Source organism: Exiguobacterium sp. s138 (assembly GCF_018618775.1).
GTDB lineage: Bacteria > Bacillota > Bacilli > Exiguobacteriales > Exiguobacteriaceae > Exiguobacterium_A > Exiguobacterium_A artemiae.
In genome coordinates this window covers 408648-430376 of record NZ_JACSMW010000002.1, presented here as the reverse complement: position 1 = coordinate 430376, position 21729 = coordinate 408648, and the positions used below count along the sequence as shown (strand labels likewise).

The window sequence follows — 21729 nt, the reverse complement described above, 5'->3', positions numbered from 1 at the left end:
TTTTTTAACTCCACTAATCCGCGATGAATTGACATTTCGATTCGTTCGATGGGGGTCACGTCCTTTTTCTGTTTCTGTCTTTTTTTCAGAATAACACAGACTTGTTCGTAAACTGACACTCTCCGAACAGTTTCCACCTTACAAAATTGTCATATTTTTATTTGGATAAGGGATTTTTTACCTTATACTATGGAAAGAAGATTTATGTTTATAGAAAAGAGGGGTTTTTATGCATCAAGAACGCTTACAGGTCACGGCAGCCCGGTCTGTCACCTGGACCAGACACCATCTTCCTCCGATATAGGCACACGAACTGCTTGTCCGGACGATTGCCGGAGCAATCAGCATCGGGGCTGAACTGCCGCAAGTACGGGGCGACGACCCGACCGATCCGGCTCCCGTCTATCCGAAAGAGACTGGCTACGAAAGCTACGCCACTGTCATTGCCGTCGGAAATCAGGTCACCCGGTTTCAAGTCGGCGACCGTCTGCTTGCCTTTTACGGTCATCAGGATATCGCACTCGTCGACGAAGCCAAAGCCATTCCTGTTCCGAACGGTGTGTCCGCCAAACTCGCCTTGCTGAACATCTTATCGTGCGACGCTGCGAAAGGCGTCCGGAAACTGGTCCCTAAACCGACGGACTCGGTTTTAGTGACCGGAATGGGTGTCATCGGACTGCTGACTGTTTTCTATCTGCGGCACTTCTATCATGTCGACCGGATCGTCGTCTTTGACCCTGATCCCGTCCGTTCATCGCTTGCACTGTCACTCGGGGCGCATGCTTCATACTCAGATTCGGATGAGACGTTTGCACACGCATTGGAGTGTTCTGCACGACAGGACGCTTTCGCCTTATTACAGGAAAAGCTTGTTCCCCACGGACAGCTCTGTATTCTTTCAGACGGGAATCATGAAACCTTATCGTTGACGCCGGCCTTTTACGAAAAAGAGTTGCGGCTGGTCGGTTCGAGTGACGGATGGGATTACCTGGAACATGCCGCCTGGTTTTTCAAGACGGCACCACATGTTCCACATCTCGAACAGTTGTTTGAAAAAACGGTCTCAGCCCGTGACTTAGTCAAATGTTTCGACCGTTTGCTGACAGACGCGCCGCCTTTAAAGGTGCTGGTCCTCTATCCGTCCGTCGATTAATGCAGGCGGACTCACCGTCCGGACCTCGAGACCGTTCGGATCTTGCACCGGCAGCGCAGGTATTCCGGAAAATACAACCTGTCTGGCAAACATCCGTTCCGATACAACCGACGTAATTTCCGGAACCGGTCGAGCCAGTAATTGAGACAGCAACGGCTCAAGACCCGGTGTCGGTGTCGCGATTCCAAGCTGCAGGAGCCGGTCCCCTGTTTCTGACTCGACGGCATCCGGATGGGTCTGCAATTCAATACGGAAACCAAACGGCGTTCCGATGAACGTCCGGCGTTCGTTCGCCTGAATCGTCAGCCCCAGACCTTCCGCCCGGCCGAGTACCTGCAGTCGGTCGGCTTCCGTTACGAGGAAGCCGATATGGTCAAATATCACCTTTTTTCCGTAACCAAACGTAAGATTGATGGCTCTCCGTTTCATCTCGATGATCCGAAACAAAATCTGTTGCTCGCGGAAATCGTCCCAATCAAGCGGAGGATCAAATGAAGTGAACTCCCCCGCGTATTTCCCAATCCGTTGTGTCACCTGAAAACCAAGCTGTTGATAAAACCGTTCTGTTTCCTCCACGAACGGTGTCCAAAGATGATAATGAAATAACATATGTATGTCTCCTTTATTACATGATATCGTCGAGTGTTAAAAGTGTAACCTCATCACAATCCGTCAGAAATTGTCGGAGCAAGTGAACGTGTGCAAGACCATAGATGACCATAACCCGTTCATCTGGTTCTGTAACACCCGCAAGGATGTTCTTAAAGATCATCAGATTGCGATAATACCAATATCGCGAGACCCACTCCATTCCGGACTCACCAAGACAAGCAAGTTTTAAATAAGTTTGGTGCATCTCCTGCACACGTCCGTCAGTATTGATTTTCTGTAAAAAGGAAAGCAACGGTAGTTCAGTAAACTCCTGTTCCATCTGTTGCATCCGTGTGGTCTCCCTTGCAATGATTTCGTCAAATTGTTCCGGTTTTTCCCTTCTCAGCTGGTCGAGCGATGGTATCCCGTCAATCAACTGGTTCCAATCAACTGCTTGAATATCATCGAGACCATTTTGAGAGGCGAGACGAAAACCAAGTTGATGCCGTTCGTCGGCGGTCAACGTCAATTTTCCGGCGCGATACGCCGCGTACTCACGCGTCAAGTCCTGTTGATGTTCAGAAGGGCTTTCAAGCATGATCTTCGTCGGACGAAAGTCGGACAAGACATTTAATGCGTCCTCAATTTGTTTTTGCCGGTCCGGCGTCAGCATCGACACGCCTCGCAAATGAAGTAAGTCTCCGTTATCCGGTCGGTCGAAGTGTATCGTTCCAAGCAGTAGTACCGCGGCACGTGACCTCATCGTCTTCCTCCTTTTTCGATGATCTTCTTTTATACTACAACAATTGTAAAAAAATCCATCAAAAAACACGGATCCTCAACTGGATCCGTGTTCCGTTTACATCAACTGTTTGACTAGAAGCGTCTTACCGCTGACTTCCCGCGGAATGTTATCGACAGCACGTAACGAGACGTTCATCTCGGAACCAAGTAAAGTCTTTAAAAACCGGTACAGTTGTTCTTCGTGCTCCGATAAAAACCGGGTCCGGTCCGGAATATATAAAAACGTGATGTCCCGTTCACTGTTTTGGATATATTGGACCCGTTCGACGCTGTTCGGCAACACTTTGACCAAGCTGGACAACTGACCTTCAAAAACCTTTTGTCCGTTTTGTTTGACGATATACCCCCGTCCCCGACCGTCAATTGAATCAATCACGGGACCCGGATGGCCGCAGGAACAGGTTTTGCCGCTGCTCGTCATGCGGTCCCCGACCCGGTAACGGACGAGCGGCGTCCCATGGGTATCAAAGCTCGTGACAAGAATTTGCCCGTCCGGTTCAATTTCAATGATGCCCATCTCGTAGTGCAGGTGTTTATTTCCGAAACGGCACTCGGAAACGATCGGTGCCCCTTCCGATGAGGCATACTGATCAAACACCGGCGCGTGAAAGACGTCTTCAATTAATTTCCGTTCCGTCGCGGTCATCATCTCTGCCGTCGGAAAGATAGCGCGCGGCCGGCACTGCAACTCCATTCCGATTCGTTTGGCATGGTAGGCCAACTCAATCATCGCTGACGGCAACCCGTCAATCGATTCTGGATCAAACCGGTCGATTGCCTGCAAATAAGCAGTCATCGTTTCAGGGCTGAGTTTCTTGACGGTGAACAGCAGTTGATTCAGCGCATGGTTCATCCGCCAGTAGACAGGTTTTTGTTGCCGTTCCGAAACGAGCGCCTGTGCTGTAAAACTGATCCGGCGCATTCCTTTTTTTACACCGTGAGTCGCCTTAAAAAAATCGAGATGCGCCATCCGCACCTGCATATCTTCTTTCGTATACCGGACTTGAATCGACTTCCCTGTCGTCCCGCCTGTTTTCCCGAGAATCGGTGCAGGGAGGTCCGTACGAATCGATTCGATTTGCTGCCGTAACATCTCCTTTTCAAGTGACGGAATCTGCCGAAGCTCCGTTAACGCTCGAAAAGGCAATTGCAGATTCAAGTCTTTAAACAGCGTGTGGTAATAGGGGCTATGTTGCCGGCAAAACAGCAAAAACGTATTGAGACGCGCCAATTGATCCCGTTCCACATCGATTGGTTTTTCTAATTTGTCTGCTAATTCCTGAAATCGTGTTTGGTACGCCGGTCCATAACGTTCCCGTTGAAGTCGATAGCCATACAAAGTGGTAAGAAGATTTTGCATGAACACCGGTGAATACAGATAGACTTGCTCTTTGATTCCCATCTGCGCACGTCCTTTCGAACAACGACTCGACGCCTTCACTGAACATATTCTTAATAGGTTCAGCTTACGTCGGCATTCTGACAATCACATGACAAAATCTACCGCACTACACTTTCACTTCGATTTTTTTCCTCCTTTAGCAAACTCCTTCTTTTTTTGAAAAGACATCAAAAAAGCAGACGACCTTTTTGAAAATAAAGGGAGTCTGCTCGCGTCGTATAGCGAATTCTTCAACTTTTTTCCGGCAATAGTTGTTTGATCAATAATGTTTTTCCGCTGATTTCTTTCGGAATTTCCGGCACTGCCCGTAACAACACTTCCATTTGTCCGCCGAACAAACGTTTTAAGACGAAGTACAGTTCTTTTTCATGTTCTTCTTTGAAACAACGTTCGTCCGGTACATACAACATAACGATTTCTTCTTTGTCGGATTGAATATACTGGACCCGTTCGATACAGTTCGGGAAGGCCCGTACGATCCCGGCCAGTTCTCCTTCAAAAATCCGATGACCGTCTTTCAGCTGAATGAAACTTCGTCCCCGTCCGTCAATGGATGCAATGACCGGACCGGCGTGTCCGCACTGACACGTAGCTTCACTTAACGTCATCCGGTCCCCGACACGGTACCGGACGAGCGGCGTGCCATGGGTATCAAAGCTCGTCACGAGAATCTGACCATCTTCCTCAACCTCGATGATGCCCATTTCATAGTGAAGGTGTTTTTTTCCGTAACGGCATTCCGCGACAATCGGTGCTCCTTCAGACGATGCGTATTGATCAAAAATCGGCGCATGGAACACTTCTTCGATCAATTGGCGTTCCGCCGCCGTCATCATTTCCGCTGTTGGGAAAATCGCCTTCGGTCGGAACGTACACGGAATATTGTACTTTTTGGCATGACGTGCCACTTCAATCATACCTGAAGGGAGGCCGTCAATCGATTCCGGATTAAATCGGTTCAATTGTTCGATGTACAAGGCTGCCGTTTGCGGATTAATGTTTTTGATCGTAAAAAGCATCTGATTGATGGCTTTATTCATCCGCCAGTAAACAGGTGCTTTCTGTGATTCTGCCGCCAGTGTCTGTCCCGTAAAGCTGGCGCGCCGCATGCCGCGTTCAATCCCGTGTGTCCACTTAAAGTAATCGAGGTGCGCCATCCGGATCTGCATGTCTTCCTTTGTGTAATGGACTTGAATCGACTTCCCCGTCGTTCCACCCGTTTTCCCGAGGATCGGCGCTCGGATCTTAGCATGCACGTCCGCATTACGTGTCCGGAGGATTTCCTTGCTTAAAATCGGAATCTGTTTTAGTTCGTCTAATGTTTCAAGCGGTAAAGTGATCCGGTGTTGCTCAAACAGCTCTTGATAGTAGGGGCTGTACGTCTGACAAAACAGCAGAAATTGATTCAGACGCGCCAACTGTTCTGCCTGTGCATTCGTCTGAAAACGTTCTTTTTCCTTCAACTCCTGTAACCGTTTCTGATAAACCGGACCATATCGTTCCTGATACAGCACGCGACCATAAATCGTCGTTAAGATATTTTGAAGAAAAATCGGTGAATGAAAGTAAATCGATTGCTTGAGTTGCATACGTCCACTCCTCTCACATCTCAGTCAGAAATTTCAGTTGAGCCGTTATCCATTTCCTGTTACTTACATCTTATTTCCAGTGATTCGGCGGTTCAATCAAATCTTAGTAAACAAGCTTAGCTTTTATTCGGATACCGTTTTATGATAGTAAACTTACATCACAAACATCTTTTAATAAAATTCTTATAATTATCTTTTCTTTACCGTTTCCGGTAAAAAACAAAAAAAGAGACTGCTTTCAGCCTCTTCTCCTTCGTTCGAATTCCGGTTACGTTTGACGCCGTTCCGCCTCTTCATCTGCTGTTCCAAACATCCGGACCTGAATGGCTCCGAGTGCCAACTTCAATTCCGTCGGACTCAACTGATCGATGATTTCGATCACAGTCACCGTCGTCCGCCCATTATACAACTGCACAAGGAGTTGACGCTCCACATCGATCATCCGGTCATCAATCGACTCCGCCAACATTTCCTGATAAAAAAACTCACCCGTTTCCGGGAAAAAATAGTCACTGAATAATTGCATCAATTGTAAATTTCCCGTCGCCAAAAACAAAATGGCTTGAAACGGCGGTTTCACACGATTCCGCGTACTCAAACGTTTTAATATCATCTGGTACCGCTTCTGGTGTTGCTCATCTAAGAAACAGACTGCGTTCATCTTCGCCCTCTCCTTAAAGTAGAAATTAAGTAATATGTACATGGAAGTTGGTGGAGGTCACCACTCCTATTCGGTCTCTTTTTTCTTTTCCCTGTTTTTTATGCCTCAAGCCTGTTATTTCCTGAAAACATCTGAAGGGATTACGAACCGATTGATTCGGGTAAATTCAACAAGTAACGTTAATCGAGGGGGAAAACTCATGACTCAAACACGCAAACGGTTGGCACTTGCAGGTGCAACCGGATATATCGGACATAATCTCTTAAACGAACTCAAGAAAAAATATGATGTCATCGCCTTATCGCGAAACGGTGATGACAAGGATGATGAAGACCATGTCGAGTGGCGCTCGTGTGATTTATTTTCGCTGAATGATACCATCGACGGGTTACAGGGGGCGGATATCGCCATCTATCTGGTCCATTCGATGATGCCGTCCGCTAAACTGACACAGGGCTCATTCGAAGATATGGATTTGATTTTAGCGGACAATTATGCCCGTGCCGCCAAAGAAAACGGCATTCAGCAAATCATCTACCTGAGCGGCATCATTCCGGAAGAAACGGAAGACTTGTCCCGCCATTTGAAAAGCCGTTTGGAAGTGGAACGTGTGCTTGGTGCTTACGGGACTCCCGTAACGACCATCCGGGCTGCGTTGATCGTCGGTCCAAAAGGATCTTCCTTCCCGATCTTATCGAAGCTCGTCAAACGGCTTCCCGTCATGTTGCTGCCGGAATGGACACGGAATCAGACGCATCCCGTTGCATTGCCAGATGTCATTCATGCCCTCGGAGCAAGCGTCGGACGGGAAGATTTGAAAGACCGCGCCATCGATATCGGCGGTCCGGAATCGATGACGTATAAAGAAATGATTTTGAAAACAGCCGAAGTCATGGGGAAAAACCAACCGACGTTCGATATTCCTTTAATGACAGTCAAACTGTCTCGCCTTTGGGTGACATTAGTTTCCGGAGAGCCGAAGGAGACGGTCTATCCGCTCGTCGAGAGCATGGTCCACGAAATGGTCGCAGATCCGGATAAAATGGTGGACGGCATCAGCGACGGGAAAGTCACATTCGAGGAATCCGTTCGGATGGCGTTAAAAGAAGAGCAGAAGGAAAAGGATCAGAAAAAACAATCGGGTCATTCGTCTAAAAAAGAAAAAGACGAAGTGCTCGATGTCCGGTCCGTTCAGCGTGTCCGTCTGCCGGAAGGACGCGATGCCAACTGGGCGGCAGATAACTATGTATCTTGGCTCTCCTCTTTCGCTAAGCCGTTCCTCACTTCTGTTGCGAACGAGACCGTCGTAAAGATTCAAGTGCCGTTTCTCGATGCACCGCTTCTCGAATTGACGAAAGAACCGTTTCAGGATGCCGAGCAAGCTACGTACCGGATTACCGGCGGAATGTTTGCGCAAGTTCAGGAAGGCAGCAAAGGGCGGATTGAATTCCGACAAATTCCCGGATCCCAGGAGTGCCTGATTGCCATTCATGAATATGTACCGGCCTTACCATGGATCATTTACAAATCGACGCAAGCCAATATTCATTTGCTCGTCATGTACCTGTTTAAGCTCCACCTTCTCCGTCTGATGCAGACAACGGAACACGCTCCTGACGAGTCGGATATGATTGTCCCGGAAACAAACGCTTGATTTTAAACAAACTCAGATTTCCTACCAGACTGAATTCCCCGAGAAGCGGGGATTCAGTCTTTTTTAATGACTTTTCACCAGCCGGGTTTTCGACGGACCGCTTGGTAATCAGTCTGTTATTATCATATAGCATTTTGCGGAATCCGTAAGTTTTAATGTCTTGCCTGTTGCTTGACTGCGGAACTTACCGATGAACAGATGACGGAACCAAAATAAGCGTGATACACTGAAGCTGAATTGTAAGAAAGGGGTTTCACACGCATGCGCTCATTTGAAGAACGGTTAACGAATCACATTGAAGCGACTGCGCTTCTCACGACATTGATTCAACCCTCGTCGGATCAACTCCGGCTCGACAAGTTAAATAAATTTTCCGAGAAATTATTAAAACGCGAATTTACGATTGCTTTTGCCGGACATTTTTCAGCCGGGAAATCAAGCATGATCAATGCATTGACCGGTGAGTCGATTTTACCGACCAGTCCGATTCCGACCAGTGCCAACATCGTCACATTACGCCGGGAAGAACACGATGCCGCAATCATCCATTTTCACGACCGCCCTGCCGTAAAGCTCGCAGCGGCCGACTTACCGCATCTCGAGACGTTAGGTCGTGACGGTACCGTTGAACGGATTGATATCACCCACGCCGGCTCAAACTTACCGCAAGGACTTGTTTTAATGGATACACCGGGTGTCGATTCCGTCGATGACGCCCACCGGATTTCCACCGAGTCCGCTTTACACCTGGCTGACTTGATTTTTTATGTCATGGACTACAATCATGTCCAGTCCGAGTTGAACTTCACCGTCACTCGTGAATTGTTGACTTCCGTACCTGAACTGTATTTAATCGTTAATCAAATCGATAAACACCAGTCCAGTGAATTATCCTTTGCCGCCTTCAAGCGTTCCGTCATCCAGTCGTTTGCCGCCCATGGCGTGGAACCAAAAGGAATCTTCTTTACGAGCTTGCGGGAAGCGGATCATCCGGAAAATGATTTCCGTTCCGTTAAAGAACTCGTCGATCACAGCATCCGGGACGTCCAACCGAAACTGTTGCAATCAGCGGCTACTACACTGGAATCCTTACATGCCGAACACGTGGCGTACCTCGAAACACGGATCGAAGAAGCCGCTGAATCGACAAATGAAGGATTGACACCGGCAGAACGGCGACAATCGGACGCATTGCTTGAACAGCTGCACCAGCTAGATTTACAACTCGAACTGATGGCTCCCGAACAATGGGTCAGCCGGTTTTCACAGCACCGGGAAAGCTTGTTGCGAAATGCCACTTTGATGCCGTTTGAACTTCGCGAGAAAATGCGGACCTTTTTAGAGACACGACAAGCGTCCTTTAAAGTCGGGTTCTTCAGAAGTGCGAAAAAGACACAGTCCACCCAGCAACAGGTAGCAGACGAACTCCTGCGGGCGTATCAATCCGTCACGACATCCGAAATTGCCTTGCATCTTCGGAAATTGATGAAACAATCGTTGGCGGAAGCCGGTATCTTAACGGATCAGCATACGATGCAGATCGACAACTATCCACTTGATCCACCGCTTCGTGTCATCGAGGATGCTGTCCAGGAAGGCATAACGATTACCGGTGAATCCGTCCTCCAGTTTACGAATCGTGTCGTCAGTCTGACGGCTGACTGGTATACGAAAGAGACGAACCGCTGGCGGGACGGAATTCGAGCGGAACTCGAACAAACAGACGGCAGCGTCAAACAAGAGGTGTTGACAGAACAAACCGATTTACGTCAAAAATGTGACTTATTGAAAGCCGAAGCCGACGCCCGGCAAGTCTTAAACACGTATCTCGAACAGGCTGACTCACCGACGGACAAGCAACTGCAAACCGCAAAACAACAGGTCGTGCTTTGGCAACAAGAACTGATGCAGGCCGAACAAGCGTTAATCCCGTTTCAACCGCAGGAAACGCTGGAGGAAGTCGCCGTCGCGGCAGAAGCGGTTCAGTCAACCGATGTCGAGGACACACGTTCCTATACGCCGGAAGAAATGCACCAGATTCAAACGATTTTGTCGTCCGTTCCCGGATTTGAAGAGACGGTCGCCTACTTGCAAGACAAACTGAAACGGGTCGCTTCGAGTACCTTTACGATTGCTTTGTTCGGTGCGTTCAGCGCCGGGAAGTCATCTTTTTGCAACGCGTTGCTCGGACAACCGGTCTTGCCTGTCTCGCCTAATCCGACGACGGCTTCGATTAACCGGATTAACCCCGTCAGTGCGGCACATCCGCACGGGACGGCGACCATCTGCTTTAAGACGGAGCAGGAACTCGTTGCTGAATTAAACGATCTCCTTCAGGCGTTCGACGAAGCAGTCACTTCTTTGAAAGAAGCGGCGGATTGGATCGAATCCCAGCCGGCACACACATTACGGGATGCTTCTTTCTTACGGGCCTTTGCAACCGGTTATCCGACTGTTGCACCGTTCGTCGGAACGACACAAACGGTCGATCAAACGATGTTCACCGATTATGTCGCAAAAGAGCACCTCAGTTGCTTCGTCGATGTCATCGATTTGTACTTCGACAGCCCGTTGACCCGTCTCGGGATTACATTGGTCGATACGCCGGGTGCCGATTCCATCAATGCCCGCCATACGGATGTCGCTTTTGACTACATCAAGGATGCGGATGCCATCTTATTCGTGACGTATTTCAATCACGCGTTCGCCCGTGCGGATCGGGAGTTTCTGATTCAGCTCGGCCGTGTCAAGGATGCTTTCGAACTGGACAAGATGTTTTTCATCGTCAATGCAATTGACCTTGCACAAAACGAGGGCGAAAAACAAGCAGTCCTTCAGTATGTCGAGACGGAACTACAACGGTTCGGCATTCGGACCCCTCGTCTGTTCGGCGTCTCGAGCCTCCAGGCGTTAGCAGAGAAGCAAACGGACCGTGCGCTTGACTCGGGTCTTCCGGTCTTCGAAGACGCCTTTCATCAGTTTTTGGAACGGGATCTGAAAGGACTGGCTGTCCAAGTATTGTCGGAAGAAACGGAGAAAACCGTGCACCGGTTACGTCAATTGATGGAGCAGACCGAATTCAACATCGCCCGTAAAGAAACACGTCTCGAAGAACTGGATGACTTGAAGCAGACGATTGAAGCACACTTTTCAGATTCAAGAACCGATTTACTTCGTCATGCGTTGTTCGCGGAAATTCATGAGCTGCTGCATCATGTCAACCAGCGGATCTATTACCGCTTCCCTGACTTCTTCAAGGAAGCGTATCATCCCGTCCGCTTTGCGAATGCCACAAAACAGCAGGCTTTGCAGGAAGCGCTTGTCGAGTTGCTCGGTTTTTTGAAATATGATTTTGAGCAAGAATTACGTGTGACACACTTCCGGATTGACGGCTGGATCAAAACTGCGCTCGTCCAACGATTCCAGGAAGAGGAACGGTATGCGGCGAAGTTGAACCCATCTTTCCAACTGCCCCCATTCGAAGCGCCGGCGATGACGTCCGTCCATTTCGAGGGCCCGTTCCAGGATGCGACGCCGTATCAGTCCGTAAAACAGTATTTCCGTAATCCAAAAGTCTTTTTTGAACGTAATGAAAAGGAACAATTGAAAGATGCTTTGATTCAGTTGACGAAACCGGATGCGACCTCTTATCTGGAAACGGAGGAACAGCGGTTGCGCGAACTCGCGCAGCAACATGTCGCCCGTCTGCTCGACGAGATGTATGCCCGGATTTCCGAAACGTTGTATAAACAAATCGAGATGGAACGAACCAGCTTGGCGACGACCGACCATCTGGAACAATTCAAACAAGCTTACGCCAGCATCAGCCGTCTGAATCAAACCGTTTAATTTTTCCCGTAAGCGGTACACAAAGAACCCGAATCAGCTGCTCTTCTACAGAAGAGGCGGCTGGTTCGGGTTCTTTTTAGCGTCTGCTGTGCGATCAGACGGAGGCGGCCAATACGATTTGAAATAATGCAGCACATAGTCTTCGACGTGGCGCACTAGCGGACGCTGCTCGACTCCCGCCAGACGGTTTAACGAAACGTCCCATAACATCGGCGGGTCAAACGGTAAGATACGGATATCATCGGCATGATGAAACCGGAGAATCGGTTCCGGCAAAATCGACACAACGTCAAGTTCTTGCACCATCCCGATCAATAAATCCCAGGCACCGGACGTAAAAAAGATCTGTGGTTCGACCTGTACATGGCGGAACTGGGATAAAATTTGATGATGCAACATAAAACTGTCATTGAGGATGACGAGCGGTTCCTCTGCCAAATCACGATAAGACACGCTTTCAGATTCGCTTAACGGATGGCTCGGTCTGACCGCGACGACGACTTCATCTTCAATCAACCGATGCCGTTCGATTCCGTATGTCTCCCCCGGTTCAATTAAAATCGCCAGATCCAATTCTTCAAGCAGCAGCCGGCGTTTCAATTCAAATGCCCCTTCTTCGATGATTTCCAACTCGATACCGGGATGTTCCGCCATCAATTTCGGAATCAGTTGCGAAAAGAGAACGGGCAGAATGACCGGCGGAATCCCGAGCCGGACTTTCCCGCGTAGGACACGCGACCGCTCGTGCAGGTGTTCCATCATTTGTTGATGTCCGTGCAGGACACTGAGGGCATCCTCATAAAATTGTTGTCCGGCGTCTGTCAGACCGGTCAGTCGTCCATGGTGCCGCAAAAACAATTCCACTTGTTCCAATTCTTCAAATTCTCGCACCAGTTGACTGAGCGCCGGTTGCGAAATATGCAGATGTTTGGATGCCCGCGTTAAATTATACGCATGGTCTACGATCGTCGTAAAAAACGTCAATTGCCGGATATCCACCGGACTCCCCCCTCTTACTCATCAAACCAATGATTTTTTCTAAAGTACACAATCATCCCCAACGCAATGACTGCCATCCCCCCGAGTGTAAAGAAATAACCAAAACGTGTCGTCAGTTCCGGCATATGTTCAAAGTTCATCCCATAGATGCCGGCAATGAACGTTAACGGCATGAAGATGGTTGTAAAAATCGTTAACGTTTTCATGATATTATTCATCCGGTACGAGTTGAGGGAAATGAAATTATCCCGGAATTCGGACGTCATTTCCCGGTTATACTCAATCATTTCGTTCAGTTTGAGCAGATGATCGTAAATATCCTGGAAAAATGCTTTTTTATTGGCATGAATCGCAAGCCGACGGGATTCAACGACCCGGTATAACAAATCCCGCATCGGTAAGAGCGTTCGGGCAACAACTAATAAATCGGACCGAATCTCAAATATCTCTTCCATGATCCGTTTATCATTCCCACGCTGTTCATACCGTCCTTCCAGTGCAAAAATCTTGTCTTCCAATGCATGAACAATCGGAAAATAACCATCGACGATTTTATCCATGATTTTATGTACAATTTCGATGGTCCAGTGCTCGGAATCAGTATGTAGACGCTGGAAAGCTTGGAACACCACGTCAATTTCACTTGACGGCTCCTCGTGGTAGGACACCACATAGTTCTCATTGACAAACAGGTTGATTTCTTTTCCTTTCAATGACTCCGTGTCCAGGGCATGGAGCACAAAAAAACTGTATCCTTCATAATATTCCAACTTTGGACGCTGTAAGTATTGAAAACAATCTTCGATGGCCAGCGGATGAAAATCAAAGGCGGAAATCAACTGTTGTTTTTCCTGCTCCGTCGGTTGATTGAAATCAACGAAATACCATTTGATATCAGGTGCGTGAATCCGACCCAAGCCATCATCCACTACAACTTGATGATCCGTCGTCACCAGAAGACAGCGTATCATGAACATTCACCTTCTTTTCGTTACGGTTTGTTTAATCAGTATCGCAAACAATCTGCTCGATTTCCATAAAAAAAAGACTGCAGGTTTTATCAAGCCCTACAGTCCCTTCCTTTATCCTCGTTCGAAGTAAAAGCCACTCCAGTAGACATGACGATACGTAAATTCTTTACCGCTTTTAGTCGTCACAAGCATTTCATCTTCCGAAACGACAGCAATCTTAACCGGTGTTTCCCCGTGATCCGTCAAGAAGTTTAGAATCTCTAGATGACGATTCAACCACAACCGGCGACGGAACCAGCGGAACCGACTAAACGCAGCTGTAAAGTGTAGGATCGATAACAGCATGATGATCATACCGAACGGTAACGGTATATCAAACAACGCGATTAAATAAAAGTCCGCAACGATTAAAAAGACGGATAATCCCATCTCGGTCATTTCCATAAAGGAAGCTTTATACGTGGCAAAGTACGTCATGACACGAAATAAAACAATGACCGTCAAATACGGTACAAAATAAAGCCGAAAAATGTTGTCCGACCCACTATTGACATACATGAGCAAGGGCAGGAAGAAGAGCAACTTCCAAATTAGGATGGCGGAATAAAACAAAGTGTGATCCGTGTAGCGTTTGCGTACGATGGCGCGACTAATGTTCATTGCCTTCCCCTCCTTCAGTGGTGACTACATGTTCGAGTCGATGATGTCGGGTTCTGATGCCTATAAGGGTATGTTTCCTGATTGAAGCGTTTCTAATCGTATATTTCGTGTGAAATATCGATTTATATTCAGTATACGAAATATTTTGATAAAAAGTTTTACTTTCCCATCATTCCCCATATTTATAATGTGCTGTCTTATCAAAATTTGTCGATTTTGATTTTTTTCTTTACACTTGATAAAGATCACTTTGGAAATGAGATGAAAAAACATGTACAGCCATATCATTATCGGTGCCGGAATCCTCGGAACATCGACCGCTTATCATTTAGCAAAACAAGGGGCAACTGTCCTGCTCGTTGACCGGAAAGAAGCCGGACGTGCCACACATGTCGCAGCCGGTATCATCTGTCCCTGGATGACACAGCGACGAAATAAAGCCTGGTACCGCCTCGCCAATAACGGAGCACATTACTACGATACGTTGATCCCGGAACTGGAAGCGCTCGGCGAAACAACGACAGGCTATCAGAAAGTCGGAACAATCGCCTTGCATGAAACATCGAAAATCGAAAAAATGCAGACGATTGCGGAAAATCGTTTCCCGGAAGCACCGGCCATTCAACGCATCGAACGATTGACGGCCGATCAGGTCCGGTCGATGTTTCCTTTGATTGAGTTCGTCGAAGATGCTCTGTTCGTCTCAGGAGGTGCTCGTGTCGACGGTCGTGCCTTGCGGGCTGCCATGGAACGCGGTGCGATTAAACACGCGGCTACCGTTCTTGAAGCAGACGCCTCGCTGGTCGTCGTCGACGGTCACGTTCAAGGGGTTCAAATCGGTCAGGACATCCACTATGCCGACCAGGTCATATTGACTGCAGGTGTCTGGGTCAACGAATTACTCGAACCGTTGCAGACAAAACTTGATATTCGTGCCGAAAAAGGACAGATACTTCATCTGGACATCTCGAGTGACCAGTCGAAAGAATGGCCCGTCATCATGGGACAGCGTGGTTTATATCTCGTCTCGATCGAGGACGGCAAACTCGCCCTCGGTTCGACACATGAAAAACAACTCGATTACAACCTTCAGCCGACCGTCAAAGGCATGTACGCCTTGTTAACTCGCGCCATTCCCGTTGCACCGGTACTCGAAGAAGCCAACATCAATGAGATGCGTGTTGGTCTCCGCCCGTACACAAGTAATTCCTTACCTGTCATCGGCAGACTGGCGACTCATCCGAATGTTTTAGTCGCTAACGGTCTCGGAGCCTCCGGCCTAACGATTGGTCCGTATCTCGGTCAAGAGTTGGCGAAACTGGCACTCGATCAAGAGTTAGAAATCGATTTGAACGATTATCTTTTACAATAACCTGTTCATGGTTTGCGTATTATCATCTGTATAGTAGATATACCCTTTTCAAAACAAGAACAAACGTTCTTTTATTTTGACGTATGAAGGAGTCCTGGATGTGCATCCGATAAAAGCTATGGTGACCCTTAAACAATTTGAAGCGTTGGACATTCGTGTCGGTACTATCCGTTCCCTCCGCGTTTCGGACATCCGACCAGACTTTTTAGTGCTGTCGGTTGTGTTTGAAGATTTTCAGCAATCCGTCTTTTTGGATTGGAAAGAAACACGGTTCGAGTATGAAGAAATCATCGGGAAACAAGCTTTGATCCTGCTCAATGTTCCGGGTATCGTCGCCGGTACGACCGGTCGTGTGTTGGAACTCGGGACACGGGATCATCTGATGCCGGTACTCGCCTGTCCGGAACATCCGATTCCTGACGGCAGTCGCCTGAGTTAACACTGCCTGAACCTGCGGACTGACTTCAAAAAAAGAAGGAATCGCCATCAAAGATGCGCAATTCCTTCTTTTTTCGTTTACGAACGGAAAGATAAGTCAGACCCGTGTTTTTTCCAAGTAGTGCACGCTGAAATGATGTTGCGGATCCGTGAAACATCTAATCGGTGTGAATCCGTTTTGCTTGGCCAACCATTGAAACTCTTCCTGACTGTACTTATAGGAATTTTCTGTATGAATTGTTTCGTCCTTTTTAAAGCTAAACCGCTGATCGGCAATCGTGACGATTTGATCGATTCGACTTTTCAGATGCATTTCAATCCGTCCCTGCCGTTTATTATAAAAAGCGACATGCTCGAATAGGTCGACGTCAAACGTCCCATTGAGCGATCCATTGATATGCCGTAGAATGTTTAAGTTAAACTGAGCCGTGATGCCTGCTTGATCGTTGTAAGCCGCATGAAGCACACTGGCTTCTTTTTTTGTATCAATTCCGATCAGGAAGCCGTCTCCCTTCTCCAGCAATTGACTGGACTGTTGTAAAAAGTCGGCTGCTTCCTGCGGTTGAAAGTTCCCGATGGTCGAACCAGGAAAGAAAATCACCTTTTTCTGTTTCTCCTCGACGGGTAGAAGTAAAGGCGCGGAATAGTCGCCGCAAACCGCTTTAATCCGGAGTGACGGATAATCTTTCGACAATTGATGCGCGGATTGAATTAAAAAATCTTTGGAAATATCAATCGGCATATATTGTTCCAACTGATGAAGGGAGCTGAGTAAACTTTTGATTTTACGACTGCTGCCGCTCCCGTACTCAATCAAGGTATGAACGGGTCCGATGCAATCTGCGATAGCGGATTGGTACTCGGATAAAATGTCGATTTCCGTCCGCGTCAAATAATATTCCGGCTGTTGTGTAATCTGTTCGAACAACTCGGAACCAGTTTGGTCGTAAAAATATTTTGCCTGCAACACCTTTTGAGGTTGTCCCAATCCGTACAATACTTCCTGCAGCATGTTCTGCTGATCCGTATACATATCAAAACTTTCGACCCGTTGCCGCATTTAAAGATCACCCGCCAATCGGAAGCCGCTGAACTGCCAACGTTTATCCGGCGGGAAAAAGTTCCGGTACGTCGCTCGGATATGGTCACCCGGGGTCACACATGCTCCGCCGCGAAGAACCATTTGGTTACACATGAACTTGGCATTGTATTCTCCGAGCGCGCCTTCGAGCGGGCGGCTCTTCGGATACGGGGCATAGGCACTCGCCGTCCACTCCCAGACGTCACCAAACATACCGTGTATCGCGTGGTCCGTATCCGAAACCGAACGCGGATGAAAGGATCCCTGTTCCATGAAGTTTCCTTGTTGAGCGACTTGCCGTCCGACATATTCCCATTCGGCTTCTGTCGGCAGACGTTTACCGCACCATCGGCTGTATGCATCTGCTTCATAAAAACTGACATGGCATACCGGTTCATCCCATTGCAACGGTTCAACACCGTTTAAGGTAAAGATCGACCAGTCTTCCTGTTGATCTTTCATCCAGTACAGAGGTGCCTTCCATTGTTGTTGCTTGACGACTTGGAAACCGTCCGACAGCCAATATTCGGACTGTTCATATCCTCCCGCCTCGATGAAGGCTAAAAACTCACGATTGGTGACGGGGCGTGTCCCCAATTCAAAGGGTTCGAGCCAGACTTTATGCACCGGACTTTCATTATCAAAAGCAAATCCGCGACCGTCATGACCAATTTCAACGAGTCCACCCTCAAATCGTGTAAACTCAAGTGACAGAGAATGATCAGTTTCAGTACGCTCGACTTGTCGCGTCTGATAAGCCGGTAACAACGGATTGGTAAAGAAATTATATTTTACATCCATCAGAATCAACTCTTGATGCTGCTGTTCATGTTGCAACCCCATTTCAATCAATTGCTCGATCTTCTGTTGAAGCGACGTGTCCCGTTCTTCCTGTAAAAATGTCAGGACAGCCTGATCGACGTGTTTACGATAAGCAATCACATCCTTAACTGTCGGACGGGACAACACACCCCGCTGATGACGGGGTTGATAAGGACCAATTGAATTATAGTATGAGTTAAATAAATAGTTATATGCGGGATGAAACACTTGATACGTATCAGCATATTCTTGAAGAATCATTCGTTCAAAGAACCAAGTCGTATGGGCAATATGCCATTTTGGCGGACTGACGTCAGAACTTGCCTGAATCACAAAATCCTCTTGCTCTAACGGTTCAATCAACGTAAGTGTCTGGTTCCTGACTGTATAAAATTTGTCTGCTAAGTAGGTTGTTGTTTCCTGACTCAACGCTTTCACTCCCTTTATTATGAAATATTCTGAAAATATACACTATTATCTTTACCCCTTATCAGTCAAAGTAAGCGCTCTCATAAATATAAAAAAATCGGAACAAGACCTGGGATAGGCCTTACTCCGATCTCTTTAGTAAACTTTATCACCATTAAAGATTGAATTTTTAACCACTACATAATCAACTGTTCGAATGGCTTGCAATTTATTACCGCCGGCATATGAAATCGCCGATTGTAAATCTTGTTCCATCTCAGTTAACGTATCAGATAAACTGCCTTTGAATTCAACGAACATTTTTTTACCTTCAACGTTTTTCTTTTCACCTTTTTGAAATTCCGAAGCCGAACCAAAATATTCCTTCACTTGAAGACCGTCAACTTCCTGCATTTCACCCGGTGACTCTTCGTGTCCGGCAAATAAGGAACCGATCATCACCATCGTTGCCCCGAACCGGACTGATTTGGCAATATCTCCATGTGTCCGGATTCCACCATCTGCGATGATTGGTTTGCTGGCGGCCTTCGCACACCATCTTAATGCGGCTAATTGCCAGCCGCCGGTACCGAAACCTGTTTTGATTTTCGTAATACAGACTTTCCCCGGTCCGATCCCGACTTTTGTAGCGTCTGCGCCGGCATGTTCCAGTTCGCGGACCGCTTCCGGAGTACCGACATTACCTGCGATGACAAAACTTTCCGGTAGTATTTGTTTGATATGTTGAATCATCCGGATGACTGCTTCTGAGTGTCCGTGGGCAATATCAATCGTGATATATTCCGGTGTCAATCCTTCTTGCGCCAACGTTTCGATGAACATATATTCTTCTGTTTTCACACCGACACTGATCGAAGCAATCAATCCCCGCTGTTGCATCTCGCGAACGAAGTTCAGTCGCGTTTCCGGCTCGAACCGGTGCATGATATAAAAATAGCCGTTTTCAGCCAGAAAAGTTGCGATTTTTTCATCGATGATTGTTTGCATATTGGCTGGAACGACAGGTAATTTAAAGCGTCGTCCTCCAAATTCAACCGTCGTATCACACTCTGAACGACTTCCGACGATCGATTTAGCTGGAATCAATTGAATATCTTCATAATCAAATACTACATCCATCATTAACACCCCAAATAACGAATATTTTTTATAAATAGTTTCTTAATGTTCGCACTATAATACTATAACGAACGATTAAAGGTTTGTCAAAAATATTTTGCTAAAAAGCATACTTTTTACCTTTAAATTTATTTAATGTTCGTCTTTTAAATCAAAAAAACCCCTCAGAGAACAATTTAAGAGGTGTTTTTCATAAAAATAGAATCTATTCCTTTTTTTCAACATGTTCAGAAAAAAACTTAACCGATATTGGTTCAATCGAATAGAAATTCTTCTTTCAACAATGCAAATAAAATAAAATCTTCCCATGCTCCGTTAATATACAAACTTTTTTTAGCAAGGCCTTCTCTTCTGAACCCTACTTTTTCCAACACACGGATGGAACCAATATTTTCCGGCATGACCTCTGCCCGCAACCGGTGAAACTGATGCGTCTCGAACAAAATTCTTGCGGCTTGCCGGACCGCTTCTGCCATGATCCCTTTCCCGTTATGTTCCCGGTCCAATTGGTATCCGATCATACAGGTCTCTGCCGGAAACCGTTCGACGAATACAGCAGATACATCACCGATCAGTTGATTGTTTTCCGTTAAAAACACTCCAAAGGCATACGAGCGGTCCGACAAGCTGTTTTCCATCATCTGTTCGATTCGTTCTTGTTGTTTTGTCAACGTGTAAGCATTTGCTTGCGGTTTCACCGGCATCCAGTATTCAAAATGTAATTGATTTTTTACGTTTAACTCGAGCAGCTGTTCTGCATCAGACAGCTGGTACGGGCGAAGAAAAATAGTTCCCATGATTAATTTCCTCCATTAAAAAATAGTATGAATTCATAATTCTTCAACTTTAGACAGTTAAAGCGTTTGACAATTCGTTTTTCGGGAAAAATATAAAAACCTGAAGAAGTAACAAAGTGTTTACAAAGGGGATGTAAACCATGAAAAGGAGGAGAGCATGAGTACAGATACAGAATTATTCAAACAAATCGAATTAAAAAATAAGCAAGCTCTCGAAGCGTTGTACGACCGTTACGAGAAATCCTTATACTTACTTCTTACACGTATGTTGAATGACGAAAACAGAGTCCAACTTACTTTAAGACAAATCTTTCAGGATGTCTGGACAAGTCCTAATCAATACCCATCCATTCACGGTTATTTGATCAAAGCCGTGAAACAAGCTCGATCGCAACGCGAACCGATTCATTAATTCTTCTTTTTACGATGTATTTCTTCTATAGAAGAAGATGATTGATGTTATAGATATTCGAAAAATTTAAATTAATCCCTTTATCTTTTAAAGATCAGTTTGATAATTTTAGGGAGAACTTCTACTTTTTTTGTTTATTACTTCCTTTTTCTATTTAGTTATGGTACATTATAATCAATTATTGTTGTTCGGTGGAGATGCAAAGTTTACACTTTCGACTCGATGAAATTGATCACAGTAGTAATAATTTAGTGTGACTTAGTCATACGCAGGAGGCAACACACATGGAACAAGGTAAAGTAAAATGGTTTAACGCAGAAAAAGGTTTTGGCTTCATCGAACGTGAAAGCGGCGACGACGTTTTCGTTCACTTCTCAGCTATCCAAACAGACGGTTTCAAATCACTTGACGAAGGTCAAGAAGTTTCGTTTGAAGTTGAAGAAGGCCAACGCGGACCGCAAGCAACTAACGTTACTAAACTTTAATTTTCTTAGAGGATTCGCTGATGCGGATCCTCTTTTTTTATCAAAATTAGACGAGAATACTCCCACTTTTTAACATTCAGGTCGAAGCCCTAGTGCGAGTGGGAGTATTCTCGTCTTCGGGCAAAGCGTGTCTTGCGACACATCAATTTTCGACCGCTCGGTTGGATAACTCAGGAATCTACTACCTCTTAATGAAGCGTAAGTAGAGTTAATTCAATCTTTTTTGCCTATCCCTATCTTTTTATATCTCGTCATGGTATATTATGAACAATTATTGTTGTTCGGTGGAGATATAAAGGTTACACTTTTGACTCGATGAAATTGATCACGGTAGTAATAATCAGTGTGACTTAGTCATACGCAGGAGGCAACACACATGGAACAAGGTACAGTAAAATGGTTTAACGCAGAAAAAGGTTTTGGCTTCATCGAACGTGAAAA

General features: G+C 46.5%; 19 protein-coding genes and 1 pseudogene. 8 read left to right on the top strand and 12 right to left on the bottom strand.

All coding sequences use genetic code 11. The features are described from left to right. Positions 1–559: 559 nt before the first annotated feature. Positions 560–1153, top strand: coding sequence for an MDR/zinc-dependent alcohol dehydrogenase-like family protein (locus tag KNP91_RS06040; protein ID WP_214849118.1), 594 nt, complete (start codon positions 560–562; stop codon positions 1151–1153). On the opposite strand, the gene KNP91_RS06035 is transcribed toward KNP91_RS06040, so the two are convergent. The 5 genes from KNP91_RS06035 to KNP91_RS06015 all read right to left on the bottom strand — a co-directional run bounded on the left by KNP91_RS06035 (position 1118) and on the right by KNP91_RS06015 (position 6200). Next, the gene (locus tag KNP91_RS06035; protein WP_214849117.1) at positions 1118–1762 is read right to left on the bottom strand and encodes a VOC family protein; all 645 of its coding nucleotides are present in this window, start codon (positions 1760–1762) and stop codon (positions 1118–1120) included. The genes KNP91_RS06040 and KNP91_RS06035 overlap by 36 nt on opposite strands. Positions 1763–1778: 16 nt before the next feature. Beyond that, positions 1779–2507 carry a DUF5694 domain-containing protein gene (locus KNP91_RS06030; protein WP_214849114.1) on the bottom strand — a complete coding sequence of 243 codons (729 nt, stop codon included), beginning with the start codon at positions 2505–2507 and terminating at the stop codon, positions 1779–1781. A 96-nt stretch (positions 2508–2603) separates the two neighbouring features. Beyond that, complete coding sequence (locus KNP91_RS06025) at positions 2604–3950, bottom strand: phenylacetate--CoA ligase family protein (protein ID WP_214766940.1); 1347 nt, start codon at positions 3948–3950, stop codon at positions 2604–2606. Between the two features lie 230 nt (positions 3951–4180). Beyond that, complete coding sequence (locus tag KNP91_RS06020; RefSeq protein ID WP_214766938.1) at positions 4181–5539, bottom strand: phenylacetate--CoA ligase family protein; 1359 nt, start codon at positions 5537–5539, stop codon at positions 4181–4183. Between the two features lie 268 nt (positions 5540–5807). Continuing rightward, the gene (locus tag KNP91_RS06015) at positions 5808–6200 is read right to left on the bottom strand and encodes a hypothetical protein (RefSeq protein ID WP_214766937.1); all 393 of its coding nucleotides are present in this window, start codon (positions 6198–6200) and stop codon (positions 5808–5810) included. Between the two features lie 199 nt (positions 6201–6399). Here KNP91_RS06015 and KNP91_RS06010 point away from each other — a divergent pair, with 199 nt between their 5' ends. Both KNP91_RS06010 and KNP91_RS06005 read left to right on the top strand, forming a co-directional pair. Further along, on the top strand, positions 6400–7854 hold the full coding sequence (locus KNP91_RS06010) for an NAD(P)H-binding protein (RefSeq protein ID WP_012370544.1): 1455 nt from the start codon (positions 6400–6402) through the stop codon (positions 7852–7854). 261 nt (positions 7855–8115) lie between these two features. Then, positions 8116–11703: a dynamin family protein gene (locus tag KNP91_RS06005; RefSeq protein ID WP_214849112.1), complete on the top strand. Its 3588-nt coding sequence runs from the start codon at positions 8116–8118 to the stop codon at positions 11701–11703. A gap of 45 nt (positions 11704–11748) precedes the next feature. Here KNP91_RS06005 and KNP91_RS06000 read toward each other — a convergent pair whose 3' ends face one another. From KNP91_RS06000 to KNP91_RS05990, 3 genes are all read right to left on the bottom strand, one after another. Further along, positions 11749–12702, bottom strand: coding sequence for a LysR family transcriptional regulator (locus KNP91_RS06000; RefSeq protein ID WP_214766932.1), 954 nt, complete (start codon positions 12700–12702; stop codon positions 11749–11751). 14 nt (positions 12703–12716) lie between these two features. Continuing rightward, positions 12717–13673, bottom strand: a complete 957-nt coding sequence (gene corA / locus KNP91_RS05995; protein WP_214766930.1) for a magnesium/cobalt transporter CorA — start codon at positions 13671–13673, stop codon at positions 12717–12719. 111 nt (positions 13674–13784) lie between these two features. Continuing rightward, positions 13785–14333, bottom strand: coding sequence for a hypothetical protein (locus KNP91_RS05990; protein WP_012370548.1), 549 nt, complete (start codon positions 14331–14333; stop codon positions 13785–13787). Positions 14334–14604: 271 nt separating this feature from the next. Between KNP91_RS05990 and KNP91_RS05985 the strand changes: the two genes are divergently transcribed. Together KNP91_RS05985 and KNP91_RS05980 are read left to right on the top strand one after the other, a co-directional pair. Further along, positions 14605–15705 (top strand): NAD(P)/FAD-dependent oxidoreductase, encoded by a 1101-nt coding sequence (locus KNP91_RS05985; RefSeq protein ID WP_214849109.1) that lies wholly within the window; start codon positions 14605–14607, stop codon positions 15703–15705. 100 nt (positions 15706–15805) lie between these two features. Continuing rightward, entirely contained in the window at positions 15806–16144 is a 339-nt protein-coding gene (locus KNP91_RS05980; RefSeq protein ID WP_214849108.1) for a hypothetical protein, read from the top strand. Between the two features lie 96 nt (positions 16145–16240). Here KNP91_RS05980 and egtD read toward each other — a convergent pair whose 3' ends face one another. From egtD to KNP91_RS05960, 4 genes are all read right to left on the bottom strand, one after another. Next, positions 16241–17203 carry an L-histidine N(alpha)-methyltransferase gene (gene egtD, locus KNP91_RS05975; RefSeq protein ID WP_214849105.1) on the bottom strand — a complete coding sequence of 321 codons (963 nt, stop codon included), beginning with the start codon at positions 17201–17203 and terminating at the stop codon, positions 16241–16243. Beyond that, complete coding sequence (gene egtB, locus KNP91_RS05970; protein ID WP_214764722.1) at positions 17204–18475, bottom strand: ergothioneine biosynthesis protein EgtB; 1272 nt, start codon at positions 18473–18475, stop codon at positions 17204–17206. Positions 18476–18610: 135 nt separating this feature from the next. Beyond that, positions 18611–19594, bottom strand: coding sequence for a GMP reductase (gene guaC / locus KNP91_RS05965; protein WP_285801089.1), 984 nt, complete (start codon positions 19592–19594; stop codon positions 18611–18613). 254 nt (positions 19595–19848) lie between these two features. Next, positions 19849–20391: a GNAT family N-acetyltransferase gene (locus tag KNP91_RS05960; RefSeq protein ID WP_012370555.1), complete on the bottom strand. Its 543-nt coding sequence runs from the start codon at positions 20389–20391 to the stop codon at positions 19849–19851. A gap of 157 nt (positions 20392–20548) precedes the next feature. Here KNP91_RS05960 and KNP91_RS05955 point away from each other — a divergent pair, with 157 nt between their 5' ends. The 3 genes and pseudogenes from KNP91_RS05955 to cspC form a co-directional block, all read left to right on the top strand. Beyond that, the gene (locus KNP91_RS05955; RefSeq protein WP_214849103.1) at positions 20549–20803 is read left to right on the top strand and encodes an RNA polymerase sigma factor; all 255 of its coding nucleotides are present in this window, start codon (positions 20549–20551) and stop codon (positions 20801–20803) included. A 284-nt stretch (positions 20804–21087) separates the two neighbouring features. Beyond that, the gene (locus KNP91_RS05950) at positions 21088–21288 is read left to right on the top strand and encodes a cold-shock protein (protein WP_012370557.1); all 201 of its coding nucleotides are present in this window, start codon (positions 21088–21090) and stop codon (positions 21286–21288) included. A gap of 376 nt (positions 21289–21664) precedes the next feature. After that, positions 21665–21729 (top strand): annotated as a pseudogene (gene cspC / locus KNP91_RS05945) (cold shock protein CspC); the annotation flags it as partial.